The sequence below is a fragment of the Candidatus Dedyshia acidiphila genome (genome assembly GCF_051025295.1).
Lineage (GTDB): Bacteria > Acidobacteriota > Terriglobia > Terriglobales > Acidobacteriaceae > KBS-83.
Genome location: NZ_JBMGJV010000001.1, coordinates 135,431 through 157,308, shown reverse-complemented (window position 1 = coordinate 157,308; position 21,878 = coordinate 135,431). Strand labels below are relative to the sequence as shown.

General features: G+C 65.9%; 19 protein-coding genes. 11 read left to right on the top strand and 8 right to left on the bottom strand.

The features are described 5' to 3' along the window. The first annotated feature begins 25 nt into the window (after positions 1 to 25). The 4 genes from AC5IJH_RS00685 (at position 26) to AC5IJH_RS00670 (ending at position 5,240) form a co-directional block, all read left to right on the top strand. Positions 26 to 1,492: a sodium:solute symporter gene (locus AC5IJH_RS00685; protein WP_491900855.1), complete on the top strand. Its 1,467-nt coding sequence runs from the start codon at positions 26 to 28 to the stop codon at positions 1,490 to 1,492. Then, positions 1,489 to 3,903: a serine hydrolase gene (locus tag AC5IJH_RS00680; RefSeq protein ID WP_491900854.1), complete on the top strand. Its 2,415-nt coding sequence runs from the start codon at positions 1,489 to 1,491 to the stop codon at positions 3,901 to 3,903. Before AC5IJH_RS00685 ends, AC5IJH_RS00680 begins: the two co-directional genes overlap by 4 nt. 87 nt (positions 3,904 to 3,990) lie before the next feature. Continuing rightward, positions 3,991 to 4,815, top strand: coding sequence for an alpha/beta hydrolase (locus tag AC5IJH_RS00675; RefSeq protein ID WP_491900853.1), 825 nt, complete (start codon positions 3,991 to 3,993; stop codon positions 4,813 to 4,815). A gap of 11 nt (positions 4,816 to 4,826) precedes the next feature. Next, positions 4,827 to 5,240 carry a methyltransferase family protein gene (locus AC5IJH_RS00670; RefSeq protein WP_491900852.1) on the top strand — a complete coding sequence of 138 codons (414 nt, stop codon included), beginning with the start codon at positions 4,827 to 4,829 and terminating at the stop codon, positions 5,238 to 5,240. A 7-nt stretch (positions 5,241 to 5,247) separates the two neighbouring features. On the opposite strand, the gene AC5IJH_RS00665 is transcribed toward AC5IJH_RS00670, so the two are convergent. From AC5IJH_RS00665 to AC5IJH_RS00650, 4 genes are read right to left on the bottom strand one after another with little or no spacing between them, the layout of a single operon-like run. After that, positions 5,248 to 6,174 (bottom strand): VOC family protein, encoded by a 927-nt coding sequence (locus tag AC5IJH_RS00665; protein ID WP_491900851.1) that lies wholly within the window; start codon positions 6,172 to 6,174, stop codon positions 5,248 to 5,250. 58 nt (positions 6,175 to 6,232) lie between these two features. Beyond that, positions 6,233 to 7,132: a tRNA glutamyl-Q(34) synthetase GluQRS gene (gene gluQRS / locus AC5IJH_RS00660; protein ID WP_491900850.1), complete on the bottom strand. Its 900-nt coding sequence runs from the start codon at positions 7,130 to 7,132 to the stop codon at positions 6,233 to 6,235. Next, a complete protein-coding gene (locus AC5IJH_RS00655; protein WP_491900849.1) occupies positions 7,129 to 7,581 on the bottom strand; it encodes a DinB family protein in 453 nt (150 codons plus the stop codon). The genes gluQRS and AC5IJH_RS00655 overlap by 4 nt, the downstream gene beginning before the upstream one ends. A gap of 26 nt (positions 7,582 to 7,607) precedes the next feature. Beyond that, the gene (locus AC5IJH_RS00650; RefSeq protein WP_491900848.1) at positions 7,608 to 8,930 is read right to left on the bottom strand and encodes a DNA polymerase Y family protein; all 1,323 of its coding nucleotides are present in this window, start codon (positions 8,928 to 8,930) and stop codon (positions 7,608 to 7,610) included. Positions 8,931 to 9,191: 261 nt separating this feature from the next. On the opposite strand from AC5IJH_RS00650, the gene AC5IJH_RS00645 reads away from it, so the two are divergent. From AC5IJH_RS00645 to AC5IJH_RS00630, 4 genes are all read left to right on the top strand, one after another. After that, positions 9,192 to 9,362 (top strand): hypothetical protein, encoded by a 171-nt coding sequence (locus AC5IJH_RS00645; protein ID WP_491900847.1) that lies wholly within the window; start codon positions 9,192 to 9,194, stop codon positions 9,360 to 9,362. 98 nt (positions 9,363 to 9,460) lie between these two features. Beyond that, on the top strand, positions 9,461 to 11,083 hold the full coding sequence (locus tag AC5IJH_RS00640; protein WP_491900846.1) for an acyl-CoA carboxylase subunit beta: 1,623 nt from the start codon (positions 9,461 to 9,463) through the stop codon (positions 11,081 to 11,083). 32 nt (positions 11,084 to 11,115) lie between these two features. Further along, positions 11,116 to 11,505: a VOC family protein gene (locus AC5IJH_RS00635; RefSeq protein ID WP_491900845.1), complete on the top strand. Its 390-nt coding sequence runs from the start codon at positions 11,116 to 11,118 to the stop codon at positions 11,503 to 11,505. A gap of 59 nt (positions 11,506 to 11,564) precedes the next feature. Next, positions 11,565 to 13,142 carry a S53 family peptidase gene (locus AC5IJH_RS00630; RefSeq protein WP_491900844.1) on the top strand — a complete coding sequence of 526 codons (1,578 nt, stop codon included), beginning with the start codon at positions 11,565 to 11,567 and terminating at the stop codon, positions 13,140 to 13,142. Positions 13,143 to 13,151: 9 nt separating this feature from the next. Here the strand turns inward: AC5IJH_RS00630 and AC5IJH_RS00625 are convergent, their stop codons facing one another. From AC5IJH_RS00625 to AC5IJH_RS00615, 3 genes are all read right to left on the bottom strand, one after another. After that, a complete protein-coding gene (locus AC5IJH_RS00625; RefSeq protein ID WP_491900843.1) occupies positions 13,152 to 14,906 on the bottom strand; it encodes a hypothetical protein in 1,755 nt (584 codons plus the stop codon). A 245-nt stretch (positions 14,907 to 15,151) separates the two neighbouring features. Further along, entirely contained in the window at positions 15,152 to 16,051 is a 900-nt protein-coding gene (locus AC5IJH_RS00620; RefSeq protein ID WP_491900842.1) for an MBL fold metallo-hydrolase, read from the bottom strand. Between the two features lie 22 nt (positions 16,052 to 16,073). Beyond that, the gene (locus AC5IJH_RS00615; protein ID WP_491900841.1) at positions 16,074 to 18,272 is read right to left on the bottom strand and encodes an alpha/beta fold hydrolase; all 2,199 of its coding nucleotides are present in this window, start codon (positions 18,270 to 18,272) and stop codon (positions 16,074 to 16,076) included. 241 nt (positions 18,273 to 18,513) lie between these two features. On the opposite strand from AC5IJH_RS00615, the gene AC5IJH_RS00610 reads away from it, so the two are divergent. Both AC5IJH_RS00610 and AC5IJH_RS00605 read left to right on the top strand, forming a co-directional pair. After that, positions 18,514 to 19,275 carry a zinc ribbon domain-containing protein gene (locus AC5IJH_RS00610; protein ID WP_491900840.1) on the top strand — a complete coding sequence of 254 codons (762 nt, stop codon included), beginning with the start codon at positions 18,514 to 18,516 and terminating at the stop codon, positions 19,273 to 19,275. Continuing rightward, positions 19,272 to 19,826 (top strand): 5' nucleotidase, NT5C type, encoded by a 555-nt coding sequence (locus AC5IJH_RS00605; protein ID WP_491900839.1) that lies wholly within the window; start codon positions 19,272 to 19,274, stop codon positions 19,824 to 19,826. The genes AC5IJH_RS00610 and AC5IJH_RS00605 overlap by 4 nt, the downstream gene beginning before the upstream one ends. 83 nt (positions 19,827 to 19,909) lie before the next feature. Here the strand turns inward: AC5IJH_RS00605 and AC5IJH_RS00600 are convergent, their stop codons facing one another. Continuing rightward, positions 19,910 to 20,734, bottom strand: a complete 825-nt coding sequence (locus tag AC5IJH_RS00600; RefSeq protein ID WP_491900838.1) for a helix-turn-helix domain-containing protein — start codon at positions 20,732 to 20,734, stop codon at positions 19,910 to 19,912. Positions 20,735 to 20,946: 212 nt separating this feature from the next. On the opposite strand from AC5IJH_RS00600, the gene AC5IJH_RS00595 reads away from it, so the two are divergent. Next, positions 20,947 to 21,855 (top strand): TIGR01777 family oxidoreductase, encoded by a 909-nt coding sequence (locus tag AC5IJH_RS00595; RefSeq protein WP_491900837.1) that lies wholly within the window; start codon positions 20,947 to 20,949, stop codon positions 21,853 to 21,855. The last annotated feature ends 23 nt before the right edge of the window (positions 21,856 to 21,878 follow it).

Sequence of the window (21,878 nt, the reverse complement as noted above, 5' to 3'; positions counted from 1 at the left end):
ACACGGCAGCCGAGGAGAAACCTGCGTGGAGCTGCACTCGATCGATGTCGTCGCGATCACGCTCTACCTCCTCGGCATTACGCTGTTCGGCCTCCGCTTTCGCGGCGGCGATCGTTCACTGCGCTCCTACTTCCTCGCGGACAGCAACATTCCGTGGTGGGCGATCGCACTCTCGATCGTCGCCGCGGAGACCAGCACGCTCACCATCATCAGCGTGCCAGGGCTCGCCTTCACCGGTGACTTCGGCTTTCTGCAGATCGCGCTCGGCTATCTGCTGGGGCGCGTCGTCATCTGCGTGTTGCTCTTGCCGCGCTACTTCGAAGGCCAGCTCATGACGGCGTATCAGTTGATGGGTACGCGCTTCGGCCCCGTGATGCACCGCTTCACCGCGGGACTGTTTCTTGCGACACGCGCCGCCGCTGAAGGCGTCCGCATCTTCGCCGTATCCATTGTTGTCACCGTTGCGTTCGGCACGGGCACCACATGGTCCATCCTGCTGCTCACTGCGCTCACGCTGGTCTACACGTTTGAGGGCGGCTTCGCGGCGGTGATCTGGACCGACGTCGTGCAGATGCTGATCTACTTCGCGGGAACTGTTCTTGCGCTATGGACGCTCGGCGCCAAAACACCGGGTGGCTGGGCCGCCATTCACCATGCAGCCGCCGCTGCGCACAAGATGACGATGTTCCACTTCGCGCTCTCCATTACGCAGACCTACACCTTCTGGGGCGGGCTGCTCGGCGGATGTTTCCTGACAATGGCGAGCCACGGCACCGACCAGCTTGTGGTGCAGCGGCTCCTCGCGGCGCGGAGTCTGCGGGCAGCACGCGCTGCGCTGCTGGTCAGCGGTGGCATCGTGTTCGTGCAGTTCACGCTGTTCCTGCTGATCGGCGCAGGCCTGTGGCGCTTCTACCCCGCAAGCATTCTCGCCACCGCCCATACATCGGACCGGCTGTTTCCGCTCTTTATCGTGCGCGAGATGCCGCGCGGTCTCGCCGGGCTGGTGATCGCCGCGATTCTCGCCGCGGCGATGTCGAACCTCAGCGCTGCGCTGAATGCGCTCTCGTCCACGACGATCGTCGACTTCTGGCTCCCGCTCCGTCCGGACACGAATGAGCGGACGCTCACGCGCCTCTCCCGCATTCTCACCGCGGTGTGGGCCGCAATTCTCTTCGGACTTGCTTTGCTCTCGCGCACTGGTGGACATGTCGTCGAGATTGGTCTCTCCATCGCCTCCGTCACCTGGGGCGAACTGCTGGGAGCATTCCTGCTGGGCACATTGACGCGGCGCGCAACCGAGCGCGCCACGATCATCGCTATGATCATCGGGCTCGCCGTGAATCTGTTGCTGTGGCGACGACCTGGTCCCTTCGCTGCACTGCCTGCGGTCGCGTACATCTGGTATGTGCTGATTGGCGCATTGCTCACGAGCGGCCTGGGTTACACGCTCAGCCTGCTGCTTCCCCCACCGCATGAGGAGCTCGCTGCATGAAGGTGCTCTCGCCTCTGCTCGCGTTGCTGCTTGCGCTGCCCCTCTCGGCACAGGCGCCTCCGCTGCCGCCTGCGTCGACGGCAGCGATCGATCAGCTGATGAACGACGCGATCGCCCACCACGAACTGCCCGGTGGTGTGGTCGTGATCGGTCACGCCGGCCACATCGTTCTTCATCGCGCGTACGGCATGCGCTCACTCGAGCCCACTCAGGAACGGATGACCGAGGGCACCATTTTCGACATGGCCTCGCTCACCAAGGTGCTCGCCACCGCCACTGCGGTCATGCAGCTTTACGAGCAGGGACGCGTACGCATCGACGATCCCGTCGCGCACTACGTCCCGGAGTTTGCGGCCGCCGGCAAGCAGGACATCACACTCCGGCAGTGCCTCACGCATTATTCCGGGCTTGCGCCGGATCTCGATCTCTCGACACCGTGGCAGGGGCGCGACGAAGGACTGCGCCGGCTCTATACATCGCCGCCCGCCGGGCCTGCCGGTGTCGCGTTCCGCTACAGCGACGAGAACTACCTCGCGCTCGCAGCAGTGGTCGAGCGTGTCTCTGGCTTACCGCTCGAGGTCTATGCGGAGCGCAACATCTTCGCCCCGCTCCGCATGACGGAGACGCGCTTCCTGCCGCCCGCCGCGTGGCGCGCGCGCATCGCACCCACGCAATACGTCGCTGACGACGAAACGTTAGCCAGTCGCGGCGCGATGCTCCGCGGCCTCGTGCACGACCCGACGGCGCGGCGGATGGAGGGCGTGGCCGGCGATGCGGGTGTGTTCAGCACAGCCCACGACGTCTCCCTCTTCGCGCAGGCGCTGCTCGACCGCCTGGCTGGCCGGCCCAGCCGCTTCCCACTAACGCAGCTTACGCTCAGGAAGATGACGCAGCCGGAGCAGCCCGCCACCGGCACGTCTCTCCGCGGCTTCGGCTGGGACATCGATTCGCCTTTCTCTTCGAACCGCGGCACGCTGTTTCCCGTCGGCTCGTTTGGCCACACCGGATTTACCGGTACATCGCTGTGGATCGATCCGACCAGCGACAGTTACGTGATTCTGCTCGCGAATGCCGTCCATCCAGATGGCGGACACGGCATCGTGGCACTGCGCGCGCGGCTGGCCGATGTTGCGGCCGAGGCCATCGGCATCAAGCCGCACCAGCCCGCGCTCGCCCTCACTGGCTACAACGAATCGCTCACCGGCGCACGCCGCTGGCCTGCTCGGAATGGTGACGTGTTTACCGGTATCGATGTGCTCGAAGCCGAGCGCTTCGCCCCGCTCGCCGGGCTGGCCCAGAAGCACGGTGGCCGCCTGCGGATGGGCCTGCTCACGAACCAGACCGGGCTCGACCGGGCAGGTCGGCGCACCATCGATGTGCTTGCGCGCGATGCCCACGCCGCCGATCCCCGCCTCACCCTGACCACGCTGTGGAGCCCGGAGCACGGCATCGCCGGTGTACAGGACATCGCAGCGATTGCAAACAGCACCGACACAGCGACAAATCTACCTGTCATCAGCCTCTACGGCGCCGCCGATGCGCAGCGCCGGCCGTCGCAGGCGTCACTCCACCAGCTCGACGCCGTCATCATTGACCTGGCCGACGCGGGTGTTCGCTACTGGACCTACGAATCCGCAATGGGCGCCATGCTCGAGGAGGCCACCAAGGCTGGCGTGGACGTTGTCGTGCTTGATCGCCCCGATCCGGTGACCGGCAGCTTCGTGCAGGGGCCGGTCAGCGACGCGGGTCGCGAGAGCTACACCGACCTTCTGCCGATGCCCGTTCGCCACGGCATGACAATCGGTGAACTGGCGCGCCTCTACGATGGCGAGCGCTCGTTGCACGCGGCACTCACCGTAGTTGCAATGCGCGGCTGGCAGCGTGGCGACTGGTTCGACTCGACCGGCCTGACGTGGGTCAATCCATCCCCCAACCTGCGCAGCCTGCGCGCCGCGACACTCTACCCCGGCATGGGCCTGATCGAGACGTCGAACATCTCCGTCGGCCGCGGCACGGACACGCCGTTCGAAGTCATCGGTGCGCCCTGGATCGCCGAGGCGGAGCTTGCGCGCACCCTCAATGCGCGGCTCCTGCCAGGCGTGCGCTTTGTGCCAGTCACGTTCACGCCCGTCGCGCCTTATCCGTATGCCGGCACATTGTGTCATGGCGTTTCGCTCGTCGTCACAGACCGCAATGCGCTTGATGCCCCGGAGCTCGGCCTTGAAATTGCTGCCGGACTCTGGCAACTCTATCCCACGCAATACAAGCTGGATCAGATCGATCGCCTGCTGGTGAATCGCGCCGTGTTGGACGCGCTTCGCTCGGGTGAAGATCCGCAGCGCATTGCGGGGGACTGGCGCGCGGATATTGACCGCTTTATCGAGCGGCGCTCGCACTATCTGCTTTACTAGCGCGCAGCGCGGTACACTCCTCGCGTGCGAATCCTCCTCGCTGCTCTTCTCCTCTCATCTGTCCTACCCGCTGTTGCGCAGAAGCCGATGCCCTTGTGGCCCGGCCGTCCGCCTGGCGCGCCGAACGTGCCCGCCAACCAGCAGGAGCACGACACAACAAAGCCAACGGATGAGCAGATCGCGGGTCGTCCGCTGCAGCGGCTCGGCTTCGTCAGCCAGCCCACGCTGACGCTTTACCCAGCGCCGTCCGGCAAGAACACTGGTGCCACCGTCGTCGTCTTCCCCGGGGGCGGCTACAACATCCTCGCCTACGATCTCGAAGGAACCGAGGTCTGCGCTTGGCTGAACAGCGTCGGCGTGAACTGCGCGCTTGTGAAATACCGTGTGCCCAACGGCGGTGCCTTTCCGAGGCGCACGCAGGATTTGGCCGACGCGCAGCGTGCGGTGCGGCTGGTCCGCCAGAATGCGGACAAGTGGCAGCTCAATTCGAAGCGTGTCGGCGTGCTCGGCTTCTCTGCTGGTGGCCACCTTGTCGCAGTGCTCGATGCGCATGCTGCGGACAAGATCTACCCGGAGCAGGATGCCGCAGACCGCCAGAGTGCGCGGCCAGACTTCGCGATTCTCATCTACCCCGGCTATCTGTCGGAGGGCACGCATGTGATCCACCCCGAGGTGAAGCCGGTGCCCCTGACGCCGCCAACCTTTCTCGTGCAGGCCGAGGATGACCCAGTAAAGGTTGAGAATGCGTGGGCCTATTACGAAGCGCTGAAGCAGGCGAAGGTGCCGGCGGAGATGCACCTGTACGCGGAGGGCGGCCACGGCTTCGGCCTGCGCCCGACCAAGCTGCCGATCACCCACTGGCCGGAGCTCGCCACCCTCTGGATGCGCCATCTCGGCGTTACGACGCCGTAGGTGCGGCGCGCATGAAGTTCAACATCCTCACCACACTGCTGCTGGCTATCGGGTTCATCTTCTTCGCCGTGCGGTATGGCGGCGGACCGTGGCCTCCGCTGCGCATTGCTGGCGCCGTGCTGATCGTGATCTCTCTGCTGGGCGTGATCGCAGCGCGCGTGCAACTGGGCGGCGCATTCTCCGTGCGGGCAAAGGCGACGCGCCTGGTTACGACGGGACTCTACAGCCGCGTGCGCAATCCGATCTACTGCTTTGGCATGCTGCTCTTTGTCGGCATGGCGCTCTTCACCCGGACATGGGCGATCCTGCTGGTGCTGCTGGTTCTCATCCCGATGCAGGTGAAGCGCGCGCGACGCGAAGCAGCGGTGCTCGAAGCAGAATTCGGCGACGACTACCGCCGCTACCGCGCGCAGACGTGGTTCTAGATCGTGGCTACTCGGCCGGGCTCTCTGCCGTGAACGACGAGCAGCACGGCTTGATCACCGGCTGGAACTCCATCAACTCCACGCGCGTGCCGTCCGGGTCATAAAGGTTCGCCTGCCACTTGCCGTCCTTGCCCATCTGCGGCCCATCGTGGCGCGGGCTGAAGCGGATGCGGTCGTCAGCGTAGAGCGCCGTCACCGCCTTCTCCATGTTGGGCACGCCGAGCGACACGTGATCGAGCACCCCGAGCTGGCGCGCATCCACCTTCGCGGCGTCCGGCGTGTCGGAGCCCGGACCCGCCATCATGTACTCGAGCCAGTCGTGTCCATCCGGCACCTGCTCCGACACCCAGTCCACCTTGTCCGGCTTCATCGCGCCATACCAGTACGGCCGGAAGCCGAGCAGCTCGCGGTAGAAACGGTCTTCCGCCGCGCGGTTCTTCACCATGTAACCGACGTGAATAATGCGCGGGCTCACCAGCTCTGCCAACGCCTGCACCGTGTGCGGCGCAGGCTGCACGAACTCGACGCGATTGTCTTCGGGGTCACGGGTGAAGAAGTGCTTCGTGCCGTCCGTCTCCGTAGTGACGGCTTCCGTGGCCTTGTAGCCGTGCGCGCCGAGATAGTCGTGCAGCGCCGCTGCATTCGCGGTCAGGAAGGCGACATGGTCCATACGCTGGATGCCTGCACCCGATGGCAGCGGCAGCACTTCCACATACTGCTGCTCGCTCAGCCGGTACACCGTGCCCTGCGGGTTTTCCGGGTCGGACTCTTTCGCCGCGCCCAGTTCCCCGGCATAGAAGTGTTCTGCTGCGGCCGGGTCGCTGGCGTAAACAGCGATGTGCGAGATGCCGGTGATCGCCGGCCGTGACTGCGCGGCAAGTGGAGCGGCGACGGCAAGGGCGGCGACTGCAATGTGTATCCGTGTTGGTGTCATGTTTAAGCGGGCCTCAGGCTGCGTGGATGCGGCACACCGACATCATCGCTGAAAGTGCTCATCCGTGCATCCGCTGCTTCCAGAGCGCCCGGACCTCCTCTGGATGCAGGCCGCGTTCTCGCAGCGCCCGCAGGCTCAGGGCGTCCGTGCGCTTGGCCAGCCGCTGTCCCCGCGCGTCGCGTAGCAGCGCGCAGTGGTGCCATGCCGGTGGCGTGAGCCCTAGCGCGCGGTAGAGCAGCAATTGCCGCGCGGTCGACTTCAGCAGGTCCGCGCCGCGCACCACCTCTGTGATGCGCATCGCGGCGTCGTCCACCACGCAGGCCAACTGGTAGGCGGGCACATCGTCCCGCCGCCACACGGCGAAATCGCCGAAGTCCATCCCTGCCGTGTAGCAGCGGCGTCCTGAGCCGCTGTCCTCGAACGCGATCGACTCGCCATCCGGCACACGAAACCGCCAGGTCACGCCAGCGCGGGCTTCGGTCAAAACCGCACCCTCTGGCGTGCTGCATGTGCCCGGCCTGCAGGTACCCGGTCTGCATGTTCCCGGATATATGGGCTCGTCATCCTCGTCCTCATGCGGCGCGCTCACGGCCGCCATCAGCTCGCGACGGGAGCAGCGGCACGGATAGATCCAGCCGCGGGCGCGCAACTGCTCCCACGCCGCGCGGTAATGCTGCGGGCGCTCGCTCTGGCGATACGGCCCGTACGCACCGCCGCCTGGCAACGCGCTCACATCCGGTCCTTCTTGCCACGCGATACCCAGCCAGCGCAGGTCCTCGATCATCGCCCGGGCAAACTCCGGCCGTGCCCGCTGCGTGTCCAGATCTTCATCGCGCAGCACCAGCGTGCCGTTGGCCGCACGCGCTCGCTCAGAAGCAATCCAGAATGTGCGAGCGTGGCCAAGGTGCAGCAGCCCGGTCGGCGACGGCGCCAGCCGTCCTCGATACGCAGCGCTCATGCGCCGAATTGCCGCAGGTGGTGGTCGCAATGCAGATAGCCCCAGCGCTGCCAATCCTTCGCGCTCATCGCCCCGAAGATCGGGTGCGGCCGGCTGGCCAGTTCGCTGAAGGAGGCGAACTCCTCAATGAGGCTGAGCAAACGCGCATGCTCCTCGGCAAAGCTGCCCGTCTTCGCCCCGGGGCGGTTTGCGTCCACCTCCGGCAACGTCTTCAATGCGTGCGGCCAGCGCATCGGCGACCACAGCGCCATCTGCTTGACGAGGCGCGCACCGGGCACGGGTGCCGGCTCCGCAGCGCGCTGGCCCAGCGCAATCTCATAGCTGTCAGCAAGGTGACACAGCATCTGGATCACGCTCATCGAGCCCCAGAGTCGTTCTGACGCAGGCGTGAGCGAAGCAAGGCGCGCGCGGATCTCCTGCTGATCTGGAGGATGAGCAAGCGTCTTCATGCGGCCAGAATACCGCTGCGTGCCGACTAGAACAGGTCGGGAATGCTGGTGAACGCGATGCGGGTGGGCGCTGCCGTGCCCGCCGGCAGCATGCTTGCGAAGAACAGCTTGGTCGTTCCGTGCTTCTTGTTGATCCGGTCCATCGTGCTCGAGACAGCGGTGCGCCGTGCCTCGGTCTCGAGCCCGGCGAACAGGTCCAACGTGTGCAGGTGATCCGGCACCAGGTTGTGCAGTGACACGCCCACGTAGAACGGCTTCTGGTAGTTGCGCCCCTTCGGCATCGCGGCCCACAGCTTGCGCAGGCCTTCGGTCAGCGTCTGGTTGTCCTGGCACTCGACCAGCGACGTGCTCTGCGACCAGGAGAGCTGCGGAATGCCGGAGTAGTGCTGCCTCGCCGCCTCGTCCTTTGACACGGCAAACTTCGCGCTCAGTCGCAGGTTGCTGGTCCACAACCGCGCCGTGCGCAGCCGCATGGCGGTCTTGTGCAGCAGCTTGCTGACCACGGCATATGCGCCGTCCAGCGTGCGCAGCTCCGGCGACAGCACGTGGCTGTTGCCGATCGACTTGGCATGCTCGAGCTCCGGGTCCTCGAAGTCTTCGCCGCGCAGCCAATGCCATAGCTTCTCTCCGCCCATCCCGCCCCACAGGTGGTTCATGCCCTCCCGATCCAGCGCCCAGAGCTGCGCCATCGTCCGAATCCCGGCCTCGTGCAGCCGCTTCTCCATGCGCGGTCCGATCCCGGGAAGATCGCGCGGTGTCAGGCGGAGCAGCGCGGGCTCCAGAATGTCGGGCGTCAGCGCCACCAGACCATCGGGCTTCTCCATGTCGCTGGCCACCTTTGACAGGTAGCGATTGGGCGCCAAGCCGACCGAGCACCGCAACGTGCTGCCGACCGCAGTGCGGATCTCCTGCTTTACCCGTTGCGCCAGGTCGAGCGCCGCGAGGAGCGGCTGCTCGCGCCCGATCAGCCGGCACGCCATCTCGTCGATCGACATTACGGACGTGACTGGCACCATCCGCTCGACCGCTTCAACGATTCGGTTGTGGTACTCGACATAGAGCTCGTGCCGCGCCTCCACCAGCACGATTCCGGGGCACATGCGTTTGGCCTCGCCCACCTGCGTGCCCGTCTTGACGCCAAAAGCCTTGGCCTCGTAGCTGGCCGCGATGCAGCAGGTCGTGTCCGCCACCACCGGCACAACGGCGACCGGGCGCCCGCGAAGAGCGGGCTCGAGCTCCTGCTCGACCGAGGCGAAATACGAGTTCAGGTCGAGAAACAACCAGCGCAGCCGCGGTTCTCCGGACTCCGGCGCGGATGGCCCGTTCGGCATGGAAGGCGGAGGTGACATCTTCGCCTTTGATTCTCCTCCTCTGCTGGCAGAGGAGCAATGGCCGTTTTGCTCATCCGAAAAGGGAGCAGCGGCGCGGAACAGCGGGGGAGCCACGCAGTTCCCAAACCGGGCTTCCACCCGTTACTCTCGCGTGCAACCTAGGGAGATCGCCGGACCACCCGTTCAGGGGGTGCTGTCAAGTGGCGAATCGGGTTATGTTTGTTTTCCCGGAAAACCACTTGAGCGCCGCTGATGTCTAAGGGTGTGCGGAGATTCATTATGTTCACAACTAATTTCTCGTTTGTGGCCCACTTCCTTCATCAAGCGCTCGCCTATCTACCGGCCGCGGTGGTCACGCTCGGAGCTGCGCTGCTGTGCGGCTGCGGCGTCAGCGCGCTGTGCTCCCCTTGCCGGGAGAAGGACGACATCTTCCAGCCCCACGTGCGCTAGGCTGCTGCGTACTCCCCCGCGCTAGCGCCGTTTGTCCGGTCCCTGCCCAGCCAGTCCCTTCCCACGTGTCCGCGCGAGTCTCTATGATGGCCCTTCCCATGGACCAGACGCTCGCCGCTCATCCGCACGCTGAATCCCTTGCAGAACTGGAACGTCGTCACGCGCAGGCCGAAGATGCCGGCGGCAAAGACCGGCGTGAGCGCCAGCACAAATCGGGCAAGCTCTCTGCCCGCGAGCGCATTGAGCTGCTGCTCGATCCCGGCTCCTTCGAAGAGACCGACGAGTTCGTTGCACATCGCGCGACGGACTTCGAGATGGACAAGCAGCGCATCCCGGGCGACGGAATCGTCACCGGCTACGGCACAATTGACGGCCGCACAGTCTTCGTCTACGCGCAGGATTTTACTGTCTTCGGCGGCTCGCTCTCCGAGGCAAATGCAGCCAAGATCGTCAAGATCATGGACGCTGCCATGCGCGTGGGTGCCCCCATACTCGGGCTAAACGACTCGGGCGGAGCGCGCATCCAGGAGGGCGTCGTCTCGCTCGCGGGCTATGCCGACATCTTCTTACGCAACACGCTGGCGTCGGGTCTCGTGCCGCAGCTCTCGGCCATCATGGGGCCCTGCGCCGGCGGAGCCGTCTACTCGCCCGCGATCACCGACTTCATCCTCATGGTCGACAAGACCGCGCACATGTTCGTCACCGGGCCCGATGTCATCCGCACTGTGACGCATGAGGAGGTCTCGAAGGAGGACCTGGGCGGTGCGATGACGCACAACGAGGTCTCGGGTGTCGCTCACTTTCTGGCGCATGATGACCAGGAGTGCCTCGCCATGCTGCGCGAGCTGTTCAGCTTTCTGCCCTCGAACAACCTCGACCCTGCGCCACGCCGCGCGACCGACGATCGCGCCGACCGCGAGGATGAATCGCTCGACACCATTGTGCCCGCCGACCCGCAGCAGCCCTACGACATCAAGCAGGTCATAACCACGCTGGTCGACGACGGCTACTTCTTCGAAGTCCAGGAGCACTTCGCGCGCAACATCGTGATCGGCTTCGCGCGCCTCGATGGCCGCAGTGTCGGCGTGGTTGCGAATCAACCCGCATTCCTTGCCGGCGTGCTCGATATCAACGCATCGGTGAAGGCCGCGCGCTTCGTGCGTTTCTGCGACGCATTCAATATCCCGCTGGTCACGCTGGAGGATGTGCCCGGCTTTCTCCCCGGCACCGACCAGGAGCACAACGGCATCATCCGACACGGCGCGAAGCTGCTCTATGCCTTTGCTGAGGCGACCGTCCCCAAGCTGCTGGTCATCACGCGCAAGGCCTATGGCGGCGCGTACTGCGTGATGAGCTCAAAGCACCTGCGCACGGATGCGAACTTCGCGTGGCCCACAGCGGAGATCGCCGTGATGGGGGCCGAGGGCGCAGTGAACATCGTCTACGGCCGCGAACTCGCGCAGGCTCTGAAGGATGCGGAAGCTCGTGAGGGGCCGCTCAGTGAAGAGCGCAAAGCCACCGTGCTGGCCGACGCCCGCAAGGAGCGCGTTGCCGAGTTCCGCGGCCGCTTCGCCAACCCGTACGTCGCAGCCGAGCGTGGCTACGTCGACGCGGTCATCCGTCCGCGCGAAACGCGCCGGCGACTGATCCGCGCGCTCGCGATGCTCGACGGCAAGCGCGAGAAAAACCCGCCGAAGAAGCACGGCAACATCCCGCTCTAACCCGCTTGCTGCCAGCAAAGGAGTCGTCACTGATGCCCAACTTCCTGCAGACGACCGGCTTCCTGCATGTGCCGCTCGCCGGATTCGAAGCAGCCGTCGCGTTCTTTCGCGACCTGCTTGGCTTTGCGGAGCTGGTGCATGGGGACGACTACGCCTACCTCGAGCGGGAGGGTTGCGGCATACGGATCTGGGGTCGCAGCGACCCGGCAGAGTCGCCGCGCGGCATTCGCAACTTTCGCTATTACTTTGACGTCCGCGATCTCGATGCGCTCTACCGTGAACTGAAGCCGAAGCTGGACCGGCTGCCGTCCGGCGATGTGCACGGGCCGGCGGACAAGCCCTACGGCCAACGTGAGCTGTTGATCCTGGCGCCCGATGGCGACCTGGTCTGCTTCGGACAGGCCATTGATCGCGCCGGGTAGCTCGCAGGCCGCGATCCGCATCTCTGCTAGCGAACCAACGCACCGAGAGAAGGAGCCCCATGTCCCCCGACCGTCCCTCGTCCTCTGCCCGTCTTGTCCCGCTGCCTTCGAGCGCACACCCGGAGCCGCGCAACTGCCGTGAACTCGGCAGAACCGCACCAGACCAGCGCATCACTGTCACGGTCGTGCTCAAGCGCGCGCAGCCGCTCGATGTGAACGGCCTTGAGGGCCGCCAGCTGAGCCGGCAGGAATATCTCAACCAGCATGGCGCGCCCGAGTCGGCACTTGAGCAGGTGCGCACGCTCGCCGCGCGCCACGGGCTCACCTTGGTGCAGGAAGACCGCGCAGCGCGCCGCGTCTGGCTGCGTGGCACCGCGTCGCAATTGGAGCAGACCTTCGGTGTGCAACTGGTCGACTTCGAGCACACCGCGCCGCCCGCACAAGGGCGCCGCTTCCACGCCTTCCGCGGGCCGCTGTCGCTGCCAGAGCCGGAGCTGGGCGTGATCGAAACAGTGCTGGGCCTCGACACGCGACCGATCGCGCGATCCCACATGCGCCGTCTGGATCAGATCGTTGCTGGCCCGTCGGCCGCGACGGCCAGCTTTACGCCACCGCAGGTCGCCCGCGCCTACGACTACCCGCAGGGCACGGGGGCGGGGGAATGCATCGCTCTCATTGAACTCGGTGGCGGCTATCAGGATTCCGATATCCAGACCTACTTCGGTCAGCTCGGCCTCACCCCGCCAACCGTCGTCGCGGTGCCGGTCGATGGTGGCAGCAATGCCCCCGGCGATCCGAACGGCGCGGATGGTGAGGTTGCGCTCGACATCCAGGTAGCCGGCGCGATCGCCCCGGGAGCCCGCATCGCCGTCTACTTCGCGCCCAACACCAATCAGGGCTTCCAGGACGCGATCTCGGCCGCTATCCACGACACCAGCAACAATCCTTCGGTGATCTCCATCTCTTGGGGCGGTCCGGAGTCGACCTGGGACGCTGCCGCGATCTCGTCGTTCGACAACACGCTGCAAACGGCAGCCGCGCTCGGCGTGACCATCACCGTCGCCTCCGGCGATTCAGGGTCGACGGACGGCGTCACCGACGGCGCCAATCACGTCGACTTCCCGGCATCCAGCCCGCATGTGCTCGCGTGCGGGGGCACCAGCCTGACCTTAAGCGGCGGCGCCCGTTCGAAAGAGACCGTCTGGAACGACCAGCAGCAGGGCGGGGGAGCGACCGGGGGCGGTGTCTCGGCGGCGTTTCCACGACCCACCTGGCAGGCCAACGCCAACGTTCCTGCGCCCGCAAACGGGCAGGGTGGCCGCGGTGTGCCGGACGTTGCCGGAGATGCCGCGCCTTCGACCGGCTACCAGATCCTGGTCGATGGGCAGCAGTCCGTGGTCGGCGGCACCAGTGCAGTCGCGCCGCTGTGGGCGGCCCTTGTCGCCTTGGTCAACCAGCAGTCTGGCCGCAAGGCGGGCTTCCTCAACCCAACACTCTATGGAAGCGGAGAGCAGGGCTTCTTCGACGTGACGAGCGGCTCGAACGGTGCCTTCCAGGCCGGCCCGGGGTGGGACGCGTGTACAGGGCTGGGTTCGCCCGATGGCGCGAAGATCGCGACCCTGCTCGGCAGCTCATAACCGAGCAGGCTATTCGTCCGACGGTTTGCGATCGTGACCGCGACGAACCCAATGCCAGAGCTTGCCGATCCCCAGCAAGTCGCGGCGGTGGTGCGAGCGGGAGGCTCCCGCTCGCAATCCGTCGGGCCGGGGCTTGAGGAGCGGAGTGCGACTTGCTGCGCGCGGCTTGAGCAGAGGGCGTGTCCCAAGCTCCGAAGAACTGGTTGCCGGCTCTGTTTCCGCTTCGACCGGTGGCAGCTCGAGCGCCGGTGAATCCGGCGGCGCGGGCACCCCAGCTTCCGGCGCGGCTGCTGCGGGTGCGGGCGGCTGGTAGTTCCACTGGCCGCCATCTTCGGGGCGGACGGGCGAGTGCGGCCAGAAGGCCCAAAGCAGCAGGCAGACAAAGCCCACCGTCAGCCCACCGCCGAGCACCTGCATCGGCCAGCCATGCCCCACCCGGGGTGCGTCGGAGTCTGTCTTGCGCGCACCCTCCGCACGAGACCTGTACGGGCGCCGGAAGACGCTGCCGTCGGCGATCCCCGCTGACGCCGCAGGGCCAGGGGCTTGCGGGTCTGTACGCCTCTCGCGCCTTCTCAGCCGCACCTTCATGCCGGCGACCCGGCGCATCTGCTCGCGCCATCCGGGCCTCCGCTCAGCGCTGGCGTCGCTCTGCTCTGCGCTCCCGGTAAAGCGGACAAACAGCGGCTGGGCGGCCATCCCGCTAACCTCGACCGATGCGGACGCAGTCTGCGCAGGGGCTGTCGGAGCCGTTCCGGTAGTCGTCGCTGCTTCCGGCGCGTTCTCACGCTCACGTAGCTCAGCAAAGCGCAGCCGCAGTGCTTCGAGATCCTTCAGCCCGCGGCGCAGCCGAACCTGACGCAAGCTCAGCCCGGCGAGCTTCACTTCAAGCTCAGTCACCGACTCGACTTCTTCGAAGGCCTCGCCAATCGTGGCACGCACCTGCGCAAGCCAGCGTTGGCGGCCGCGGTCCACCAGGCTTGCCTGCAGGTCTGCGACTGCAGACGACTCTGCCTGCGGCCCCCCGCCGTCGAGCGGCGTCAACCTGGCTTCGCCCAGACCGCAGTCGGCGAGCCTCTTCGCCAGTGACTCGCGCGCGGCCACAGCAGCGGCAGCGTTGATCGCGCCACCCTCCTCGATGAGGATCGCCAGCCGGGCGCCCCGATCGGGAAGCGTGCGGAGCAGCGCCTCCGTCCCGGGCTGCAGCGTGCACTCGGGCGCGACGATCAGCAGCCATGCATCGGCCTGTTCGAGCAGCGGCGCTAAGCTCTCCGCATTCATGGCGGCGAGCGGGGGCGTATCCACAACCGCCAGCCCGCGTTCGAGCGCCGGGCTGGGCAGGTGGGCCAGCCGGGTTGCGTTCGCCGGCAGATCCGCGCCCCGGCGCTCCAGGAACTCGCGCACCTGGTGCAGCGGCAGCACCGCCGTCAGCCCCTCGGGCAATTGCACGACGCACTCCGGTTCGCGGCCATACTCAAGCCGGCACACCGCATCGATGCACTCCGGCAACTCGGGGACGGGCCCCAGCAGTCGCTCAAGAAAGCGCCGCTTGAGATCGGCGCGCTCGGCGAGCAGGAGCGCGACCGCGCGTGGTCCGGCAAGCTGGTCCTGCGCCGCTTTGAGCGTCTGAGACAGCCCGCGGCTCTGCTCCTTCAGCCCGAGCCGCTCCACCAGCCACTGCAGGTCGCTGAGGAGCAGGCGCAGATCCGCCGCTGGATCCGCGGAAGCCTCGGCCGGGTGTCTGGGTGCGATCAGCGACGTGCTCATGCTCGTTCTTGGCGGCTTCCGGCGCTCGGGTGAACAGCGGTCAGAGGTTGGGGGAGGCGGGAGCGGTGCCCTCGCAAGCCAGTCGAGAGATCGCCGTCAGTGTAACGGCACCGGACGAGCCCGTCGTCGCCAATCATTCGCGCACTTGACCACGGCACAAGCCGAATGCCGGCTCGGAGGCGACCCAGGAGAGCTTTCCTGAGCACGTTTCCGCTCCGTTTGGAGTCCCCAGGTGGGGTTAGCGATCAGCTCTCAAGCGGGCGGAACGTCGGCTTTCCCTTTTCGTTCCAATGCACAAAGCCCATCGGCGTGTGGTGGTCGTGGGTGAACAGGACCAGCCATTGCTCCGGGATAGCGCGGCTGTAGAAGCGCTTTCGCTCCTCGATGCAGCGCAGCGGGTCCAGGTCGTAGCCCATTACCCACGTAACGTCGAGGTGCGCGCTGGTCGGCAGCAGGTCGCTGATGTAGCAGGCATGCCGGCCGCCGGAGTCGACATGCACCGCCATCAGCTGGTGCGTGTGCCCGGGGAAGAGCTCCACCGTGATGCCGGGTACGATCTCCTGCGCTTCGCCGGCCCGCAGATCGAGCAGCGTCATCTGCCCGCTCTCGATCAGCGGATCGTAGTTCGCGCTGATGTAGCTGACCGCATCCCGCTCGAGCTGCCGGTGGCCGTGCTCCACTTCGCCACGATGCGCGAAGTAGCGAGCGTTCGGAAAGGTCGGCACGATGCGGCCATCGTCGAGCCGCGTCGTGTTCCAGCCGCAGTGGTCGAAGTGGAGATGGCTGTTGATGACGACATCGACCTCGTCGGGCCGAATGCCCGCGGCCGCGAAGCTCTCCGGTAGCAGCGCCTTCGCCTCGTAGATGCCGCGCAGCTTCTCGGGCAGCTTGTTGCCGATGCCGGTCTCGATCGCGACGGTGTGCTTCCCGGTGCGCACGATGACAGCATTGGTGCCGAGCAGGATGCGGTTCTGCGCATCCGCCGGCGCACGCTTCTCCCATAGCGGCTTGGGCACGACGCCGAACATCGCGCCCCCATCGAGGTAGTAGCTTCCGTCCGTCAGCACGGTGAGCTCAAAATCCCCAAGGGCGGTGCGACCGCGGATCAGATCCGCGGTGCGGTCGTTCTCTGCTGGATGGCTCATGCGATGGCCTCTCTCGCGCGAACTACTGCCCGTGACTGGGCGCAGGCGGCTCGCCGAGATAAGCGGAAAACTGCGCCAGGATGCGGGTGAACAGATGGATGCGCGCATCTGTGCCGGCGATTGAGTGCGTCTTGCGCGGATAGACCTGCAGGTCGTAGGGCATGTGAGCGTCAATCAGCTTCTGTACGAACTGCACGGTGTTCGCGATGTGGACGTTGTCATCGCCGGTGCCATGCACCAGCAGCAGCCGTCCGCTGAGCTTGTCGGCATAGTTGACGACCGACAGGTCTTTGTAGAGATCGCCATTCTGCGCCGGCAGCCCGAGATAGCGCTCCGTGTAGATGGAATCGTAGTTGCGCCAGTCCGTCACCGGTGCCACCGCGACCCCCGCCTTGAAGCGCTCCGTGTGTGTCATCGCGTAGAGCGTGAAGGTGCCGCCCCAGCTCCAGCCCCACCAGCCCTGGCGCTGCGGGTCGAGCTGCGGATACTGGGCCAGCACCTGGTCCATGGCGCTGAGCTGATCCTTGAGCTGCACCGGGCCGAAGTCATGCCAGCAGGCCTGCGCGAAGTCGCGCCCACGGCCGGCCATGCCGCGATTGTCCACGTGCAGAACAGCGAAGCCGTGTTCCGCCAGCAACTGGTCAAAGAGCGACGTGCGCGGTGACCAGGCGTTCTCCACCGTCTGCGCACCGGGGCCGCCGTACGGGTTATTGATCAGCGGCACCGACGCCTTTGCGTCGTGCCCGGCAGGCAGCACCAGGCTTGCGTAGAGCGGTGTGCCATCCTCCGCCTTCAGCGTCAGCTCGACTGGTTTCACGTAGGTGTACTTCGTGTTTGGCGTCGTCTTCGAGAAGGTCTGGCAATCGCCATCGGCCATGCGGCACATCGCGACCGATGGCGGAGTCTGCGCATTCGAATACACATCCGCGTAGAGCAGCGAGTTGGGCGAGAACAGCGGCTTGTGCGCACCGCTCGTCTTGGACAACTGCTGCTGCCCGGTGCCGTCCAGATGGATGCTCCAGAGCTGCCGGTCGCGCGGTGCGCCCTCGTTGCTGACGTAGTAGACCAGCTTGTTCTTCTCGTCCACGCTGGCGATGGCGAAGACCTCGCCCGTGCCCTTTGTGAGCTGGCGCTCCAGCGTAAGCTCGCCCGCGAATGGCTCCTGCGGGTTGAAGCGGTAGACATAGATCTGCCGATGACCATCGCGCCAGCTTGTCCAAAGCAGGTTCGACCCGCTGATCTGAACCTCGTAGTCCTGGTCGAGGAACTTATCGTCCGACTCTTCCAGCACTTTGTGCGCTGCGCCCGTCGCGACATCGACGAAGTAGATGCGGCGATGCTTGTGATCGCGCGTGAGCGTCTCTACCCAAAGAGCGCGGCGGTCCAGCCATCCGAATCGCGGGATGTAGTCGTTGCCGGCATCGAGCGGAACCTTCATCCACGCGGTGTGACCCGACCCGGTGCTGACGACGCCGATCCGCACGTTGGGATTGGGATCACCCGCCTGCGGGTAGCGCTGCATCTCGACGCTCGCATGCGTCGGTATCCAGTCCGTGATCGGGTACTGCGTCACGGCAGTGTCGTTCATCTGCAGATAGGCGATGCTTTTTGAATCGGGCGACCAGAAGTAGTTCGAGCGCGTCTCGAGCTCTTCAAGGTAGACCCAGTCCACCTCGCCATTCAGGACGGCGGGATCGTGCGTCGTGGTCAGCCGCACCGCCGACTGCGAATAAGGCAACCGGCGCAGATACAGATCGTGGTCGTGGATGTAACTCACAGCGGAGCCGTCCGGCGCGAACTTGGGGTCGGCCCCGCTGGGCGAGCTATGCCCGAGCGAAACGCCGATGCCGTCCTTCAGCGTGTAAAGGTAGAGTTCGCCGTTCGAATCGAAGAGCAGGTGCTGTGAGTCGGGCGCCCAGAAGTACGCGCCCATGTCGTACCGGCTGCGGTGATCCTTGTCCTGCTCGCCCAGCCCCGCCGGCTGCATGCCGCCCAGCTTCTCCCGCGTGAGCAACACGCTGCTTGTGCCGGTGGCGTTGACGGACGCCAGGTTCCCGTCCCGGTCGATGTAGGTCAGGCGCGTGCCGTCCGGCGCCCAGCTCAGCCCCGTGGGAGCCTCGGCTGTTAGCGTCGGGTCGCTGAAGATGGCCGAAACCGTGAGGGGCTCAGGCGCGGACTGCGCAGCCGCCGAGATCGCAGCGACACCGAAGAGAAGGAGCAAGGCGACGTGGGAACGTCGGGGAGACAGGACGAAACAGTCGGACACGAACTGAGTGCTCCGGGGCTTGAGATGGGTAGGGGGTCGAAATGACGCCCCAGTGTACAGGAGCAGAACGCGGCTGATTGGCGCCCGTGGTGGCTTGTGTTGACGCGCTCAGCCGGGCCGCCGGGCGCGCGCTGGATGAGGTAGACTCCAGCCACGCGCAGCGTCTTTTGCACGCTCGCCGGATGGGGTCCCAACGATGGACGCGGCGCTCGAAAACCTGATTCGTTTGCAGCAGTTGGACGGAGAGATCCGGCAACTGCGCACCTCGCTCGAGGCCACGCCGCGGCGCCTGCGTCAGCTCGACGACGAGCTCGCGGCGCAGCAGCGCATCGTGACCGCGCTCGAGCAGCAGCAGCGCGAAGAAGAGGCGTTGCGCCGCCGCGCGGAGAGCGACCTGAAGGATCAGCAGGCGAAGATTGCGAAGTCTCGCCAGCAGCTCAACGTGGTGCAGAACCAGGCGCAGGCCACCGCCCTGGAGCACCAGATCAGCTTTGCCGAGCAGGAGATCCTGCGCATCGAGGATGGCGAACTGGAGAGCATGGAGCGCTCCGACGAGATCGAGCGCAAGCTCGTCGCCGCCCGCGCACTGCATGCGCAGAAGACCGCAGGCCTGGAGCACGAGCGCACCGCCGCCGTGCGCAGCACCGCGCTCGAGCAGGCGGATCTCGCGAAGTGGCAGGATGAGCGCATGGCGCTGCGCCCGCTGATCGAGGAGTCGACCCTGGCTGAGTACGACCGCATCGCCGCCTCGCGCGGCACCGCACTGGCCCGCGCGCGCGATGAGCGCTGCACCGGCTGCCAGATGGGGATTCGCCCGCAGTTGTGGAACCAGTTGCGCGATGGCCAGCGGATGAAATGCGAGAGCTGTGGCCGCATCCTTTATGTGGACAATCGCCGCGAGCCGCAGATCGAGACCGGCCGCCCCGCCGGCGTGCCGCCGCATTCGCAGACCGCATGAAGCGCAAGTCCCCGGCGCACGGCGCGCGTATCGCAGTGGACATGGATGAGGTGCTGGCCGACGCGCTCGGCGAGCTCATCCGGCGCTACAACGCCGAGTTCGGTGAGTCGCTCACCGTGGCCGAGATGTGGGGCCACTGGATGGTTGAGATGCTGCCGCCCAGCCGCCAGGATCGCGTGATGGCGTACCTACAGACGGACGACTTCTTCGACGACCTCGAGGTGATCCGGGACAGCCAGCGCGTGCTCGAACGGCTCTCCCGGCATCACGAGATCTTCATCGCGACCGCGGCCATGGAGTTTCCCCGCTCCTTCGGCCCCAAGTATCAGTGGCTGCTGCGCCACTTTCCGTTCCTGCATCCGACGCGCTTTGTCTTCTGCGGCGACAAGAGCATTCTGCATGCCGACTACCTGATCGATGACATGCCGCGACACTTCCAACGCTTCCAGGGCACCGGACTCCTCTTCACCGCGGCGCACAACGCGAAGCTCGCCGCACCGCTGCGGGTCGCGAACTGGCTGGCGGTGGAGGAATACTTTTTCCCGGACTGAGCTTTCACTGACGTTCGGCTGAACGCCAAACAGAAGACCCGCCTTGCGGCGGGTCTTCTGTTGTTGCAAGTGAATCGGAGTGGCTACAGCTTTTCGGCGGCCGCTGCGGGCGCCGAGGCGCGAACGGCTGCGCCGGGCACCGACGGACGCAGTCCGACGGGTTTGAGCGCCGGCCGCATACCAAGCGGCGCGCCCATCGGCCGCAGATTGTAGGCCGGCTGTGCTGCGGGCTGCTGGTGCATGGTCACGATGATTGCCGTCGAGGGCGTCTTGCTGACGCACCGATAGCTGTGCGGCGTGCTGGCGTCGAAGTAGACACCGTCGCCGTTAGTCAGCACCTGGCAGACCTCGCCGTGCTTCACTTCGAGCTCACCGTCGAGCACGTACAGGAACTCGTACCCCGGATGTACGTGAGGGCGGATGTCCTGTGCCCGCTTTTGGGGCAGGAACTCGGCGTAGTAGGGGTCCAGCTGCCGGTCCGGCACCTGGTAGCCCATGCTCTCGAAGAAGTAGGTTGGGTCGTCGACACCGGTCTGTGGCAGGCGGACGCGCTCGCTCTTGCGGTGCACCCGGAACAGCGAAACCGGCTCCGACTCGAAGAAGTAGGACAGGTCCTTGCTGAACACCATGGCGATGCGCGCCAGGTTGCGCAGCGTCGGCACCACGCGGCCGGTCTCGAGCTGCGACAGGAAGCTCGCGGACAATCCGGTGTGCTTGCCCAGCTCGACCAGGCCCATCGATTTTTTCAGGCGCAGCCGTTTGATGCGTTCGCCGATGCGTTTCTCGACGATCACGGCTTCGGCACTGGGGCCGTCCACCTCGGAGGGAGCGAGCTCGGCTCCCGTTGCCTCACTGGCAGTCTCGATCGGCTTGACTGCCTTCTCTTTGCGCTGTGCTGCTGTCTGCATGGTGAAATTTCCGCCTCTCGGGACGTACTATTCGCGTTGTTGATAGTTCGTTAGAGCTAAGTTTGCGCCAGGGCGTGGGAGCGCTCAGCCACGTAATCACAACATTCCATAGGTCCTGGAAGTGTCATCAACACCGCAGGGCTGGTTCTGATGAGCGCATCCAACGACTTTGTAAGGGGAAAACGGGCAAACAACGCCGACTCTAAATATTGATGACAGTGAAAGTCTTGTTGAGCGGAGGAACAGGTTTGATCGGCCGGGCGCTGACGCAGGCGCTCGTCCGGGACGGCTACCAAGTGGCTCTGCTGGTCCGCCGGGCCGCAAAATCGCGCCCCGAGGATCCCGTCCAGGAGATCGAGTGGCACCCCGAAGCCGCGGAGCCCGTCAGCGACCGCGGCGCCATCGAAGGCTGCGCTGCAGCTGTGCATCTCTCGGGTGCGAACGTCGCCGGGCATCGCTGGACTCCTTCCTACAAGAGAACGATTCTCGCCAGCCGCGTGGATTCGTCTGCGGCACTCGGCCGTGTCTTCGCGGGGCTCGCCGATCCGCCCTCTATCGTCGTGGCCGCATCCGCAACGGGCTATTACGGCGACCGCCGCAACGAGGAGCTGACGGAGAACTCTCCGCCCGGGCAGGGGTTCCTCGCGGAGGTGTGCCAGGCATGGGAGGCAGCCACTGCACCGCTGGCTCCGCGCGTGGTGCAGATGCGATTCAGCGTGGTGCTGACGGCCCGCGGCGGCGCACTGCCGCGCATGCTCCCGGTCTTTCGCGTCGGCCTTGGTGGGCGGCTGGGCAGCGGACACCAGTGGATGAGCTGGGTGTCGCTGGACGACGTCGTCGCGGCCATCCAGTTCGCCATCGTCGAGTCGTCGCTCTCCGGTCCCTGCAATGCGACGTCGCCCTTCCCGGTCACCAATGCGGAGTTCACCTACACACTGGGGCGCGTGCTGCACCGGCCCGCCTTTCTGCACGTCCCGGCCTTCGCCTTGCGCGCCGCCTTCGGCGAGATGGCCAGCGAATCCGTACTCGCCAGCACGCGTGCGATTCCGGAGCGTTTGCGTGCCGCAGGCTTTCAGTTCAGCCACGAGCGGCTGGAACAGGCGATCGCCGAGATGATCTAAGCGAGACGATCTAGCCTGCCGCT

Bases quoted from the DNA above. Each gene is read 5' to 3' on its own strand.
- AC5IJH_RS00680 (WP_491900854.1), top strand. From the start codon at position 1,489: ATGAAGGTGCTCTCGCCTCTGCTCGCGTTGCTGCTTGCGCTGCCCCTC.
- AC5IJH_RS00675 (WP_491900853.1), top strand. From the start codon at position 3,991: ATGCCCTTGTGGCCCGGCCGTCCGCCTGGCGCGCCGAACGTGCCCGCC.
- AC5IJH_RS00670 (WP_491900852.1), top strand. From the start codon at position 4,827: ATGAAGTTCAACATCCTCACCACACTGCTGCTGGCTATCGGGTTCATC.
- AC5IJH_RS00665 (WP_491900851.1), bottom strand. From the start codon at position 6,174: ATGACACCAACACGGATACACATTGCAGTCGCCGCCCTTGCCGTCGCC.
- gluQRS (WP_491900850.1), bottom strand. From the start codon at position 7,132: ATGAGCGCTGCGTATCGAGGACGGCTGGCGCCGTCGCCGACCGGGCTG.
- AC5IJH_RS00655 (WP_491900849.1), bottom strand. From the start codon at position 7,581: ATGAAGACGCTTGCTCATCCTCCAGATCAGCAGGAGATCCGCGCGCGC.
- AC5IJH_RS00650 (WP_491900848.1), bottom strand. From the start codon at position 8,930: ATGTCACCTCCGCCTTCCATGCCGAACGGGCCATCCGCGCCGGAGTCC.
- AC5IJH_RS00645 (WP_491900847.1), top strand. From the start codon at position 9,192: ATGTTCACAACTAATTTCTCGTTTGTGGCCCACTTCCTTCATCAAGCG.
- AC5IJH_RS00640 (WP_491900846.1), top strand. From the start codon at position 9,461: ATGGACCAGACGCTCGCCGCTCATCCGCACGCTGAATCCCTTGCAGAA.
- AC5IJH_RS00635 (WP_491900845.1), top strand. From the start codon at position 11,116: ATGCCCAACTTCCTGCAGACGACCGGCTTCCTGCATGTGCCGCTCGCC.
- AC5IJH_RS00630 (WP_491900844.1), top strand. From the start codon at position 11,565: ATGTCCCCCGACCGTCCCTCGTCCTCTGCCCGTCTTGTCCCGCTGCCT.
- AC5IJH_RS00625 (WP_491900843.1), bottom strand. From the start codon at position 14,906: ATGAGCACGTCGCTGATCGCACCCAGACACCCGGCCGAGGCTTCCGCG.
- AC5IJH_RS00620 (WP_491900842.1), bottom strand. From the start codon at position 16,051: ATGAGCCATCCAGCAGAGAACGACCGCACCGCGGATCTGATCCGCGGT.
- AC5IJH_RS00610 (WP_491900840.1), top strand. From the start codon at position 18,514: ATGGACGCGGCGCTCGAAAACCTGATTCGTTTGCAGCAGTTGGACGGA.
- AC5IJH_RS00605 (WP_491900839.1), top strand. From the start codon at position 19,272: ATGAAGCGCAAGTCCCCGGCGCACGGCGCGCGTATCGCAGTGGACATG.
- AC5IJH_RS00600 (WP_491900838.1), bottom strand. From the start codon at position 20,734: ATGCAGACAGCAGCACAGCGCAAAGAGAAGGCAGTCAAGCCGATCGAG.
- AC5IJH_RS00595 (WP_491900837.1), top strand. From the start codon at position 20,947: ATGACAGTGAAAGTCTTGTTGAGCGGAGGAACAGGTTTGATCGGCCGG.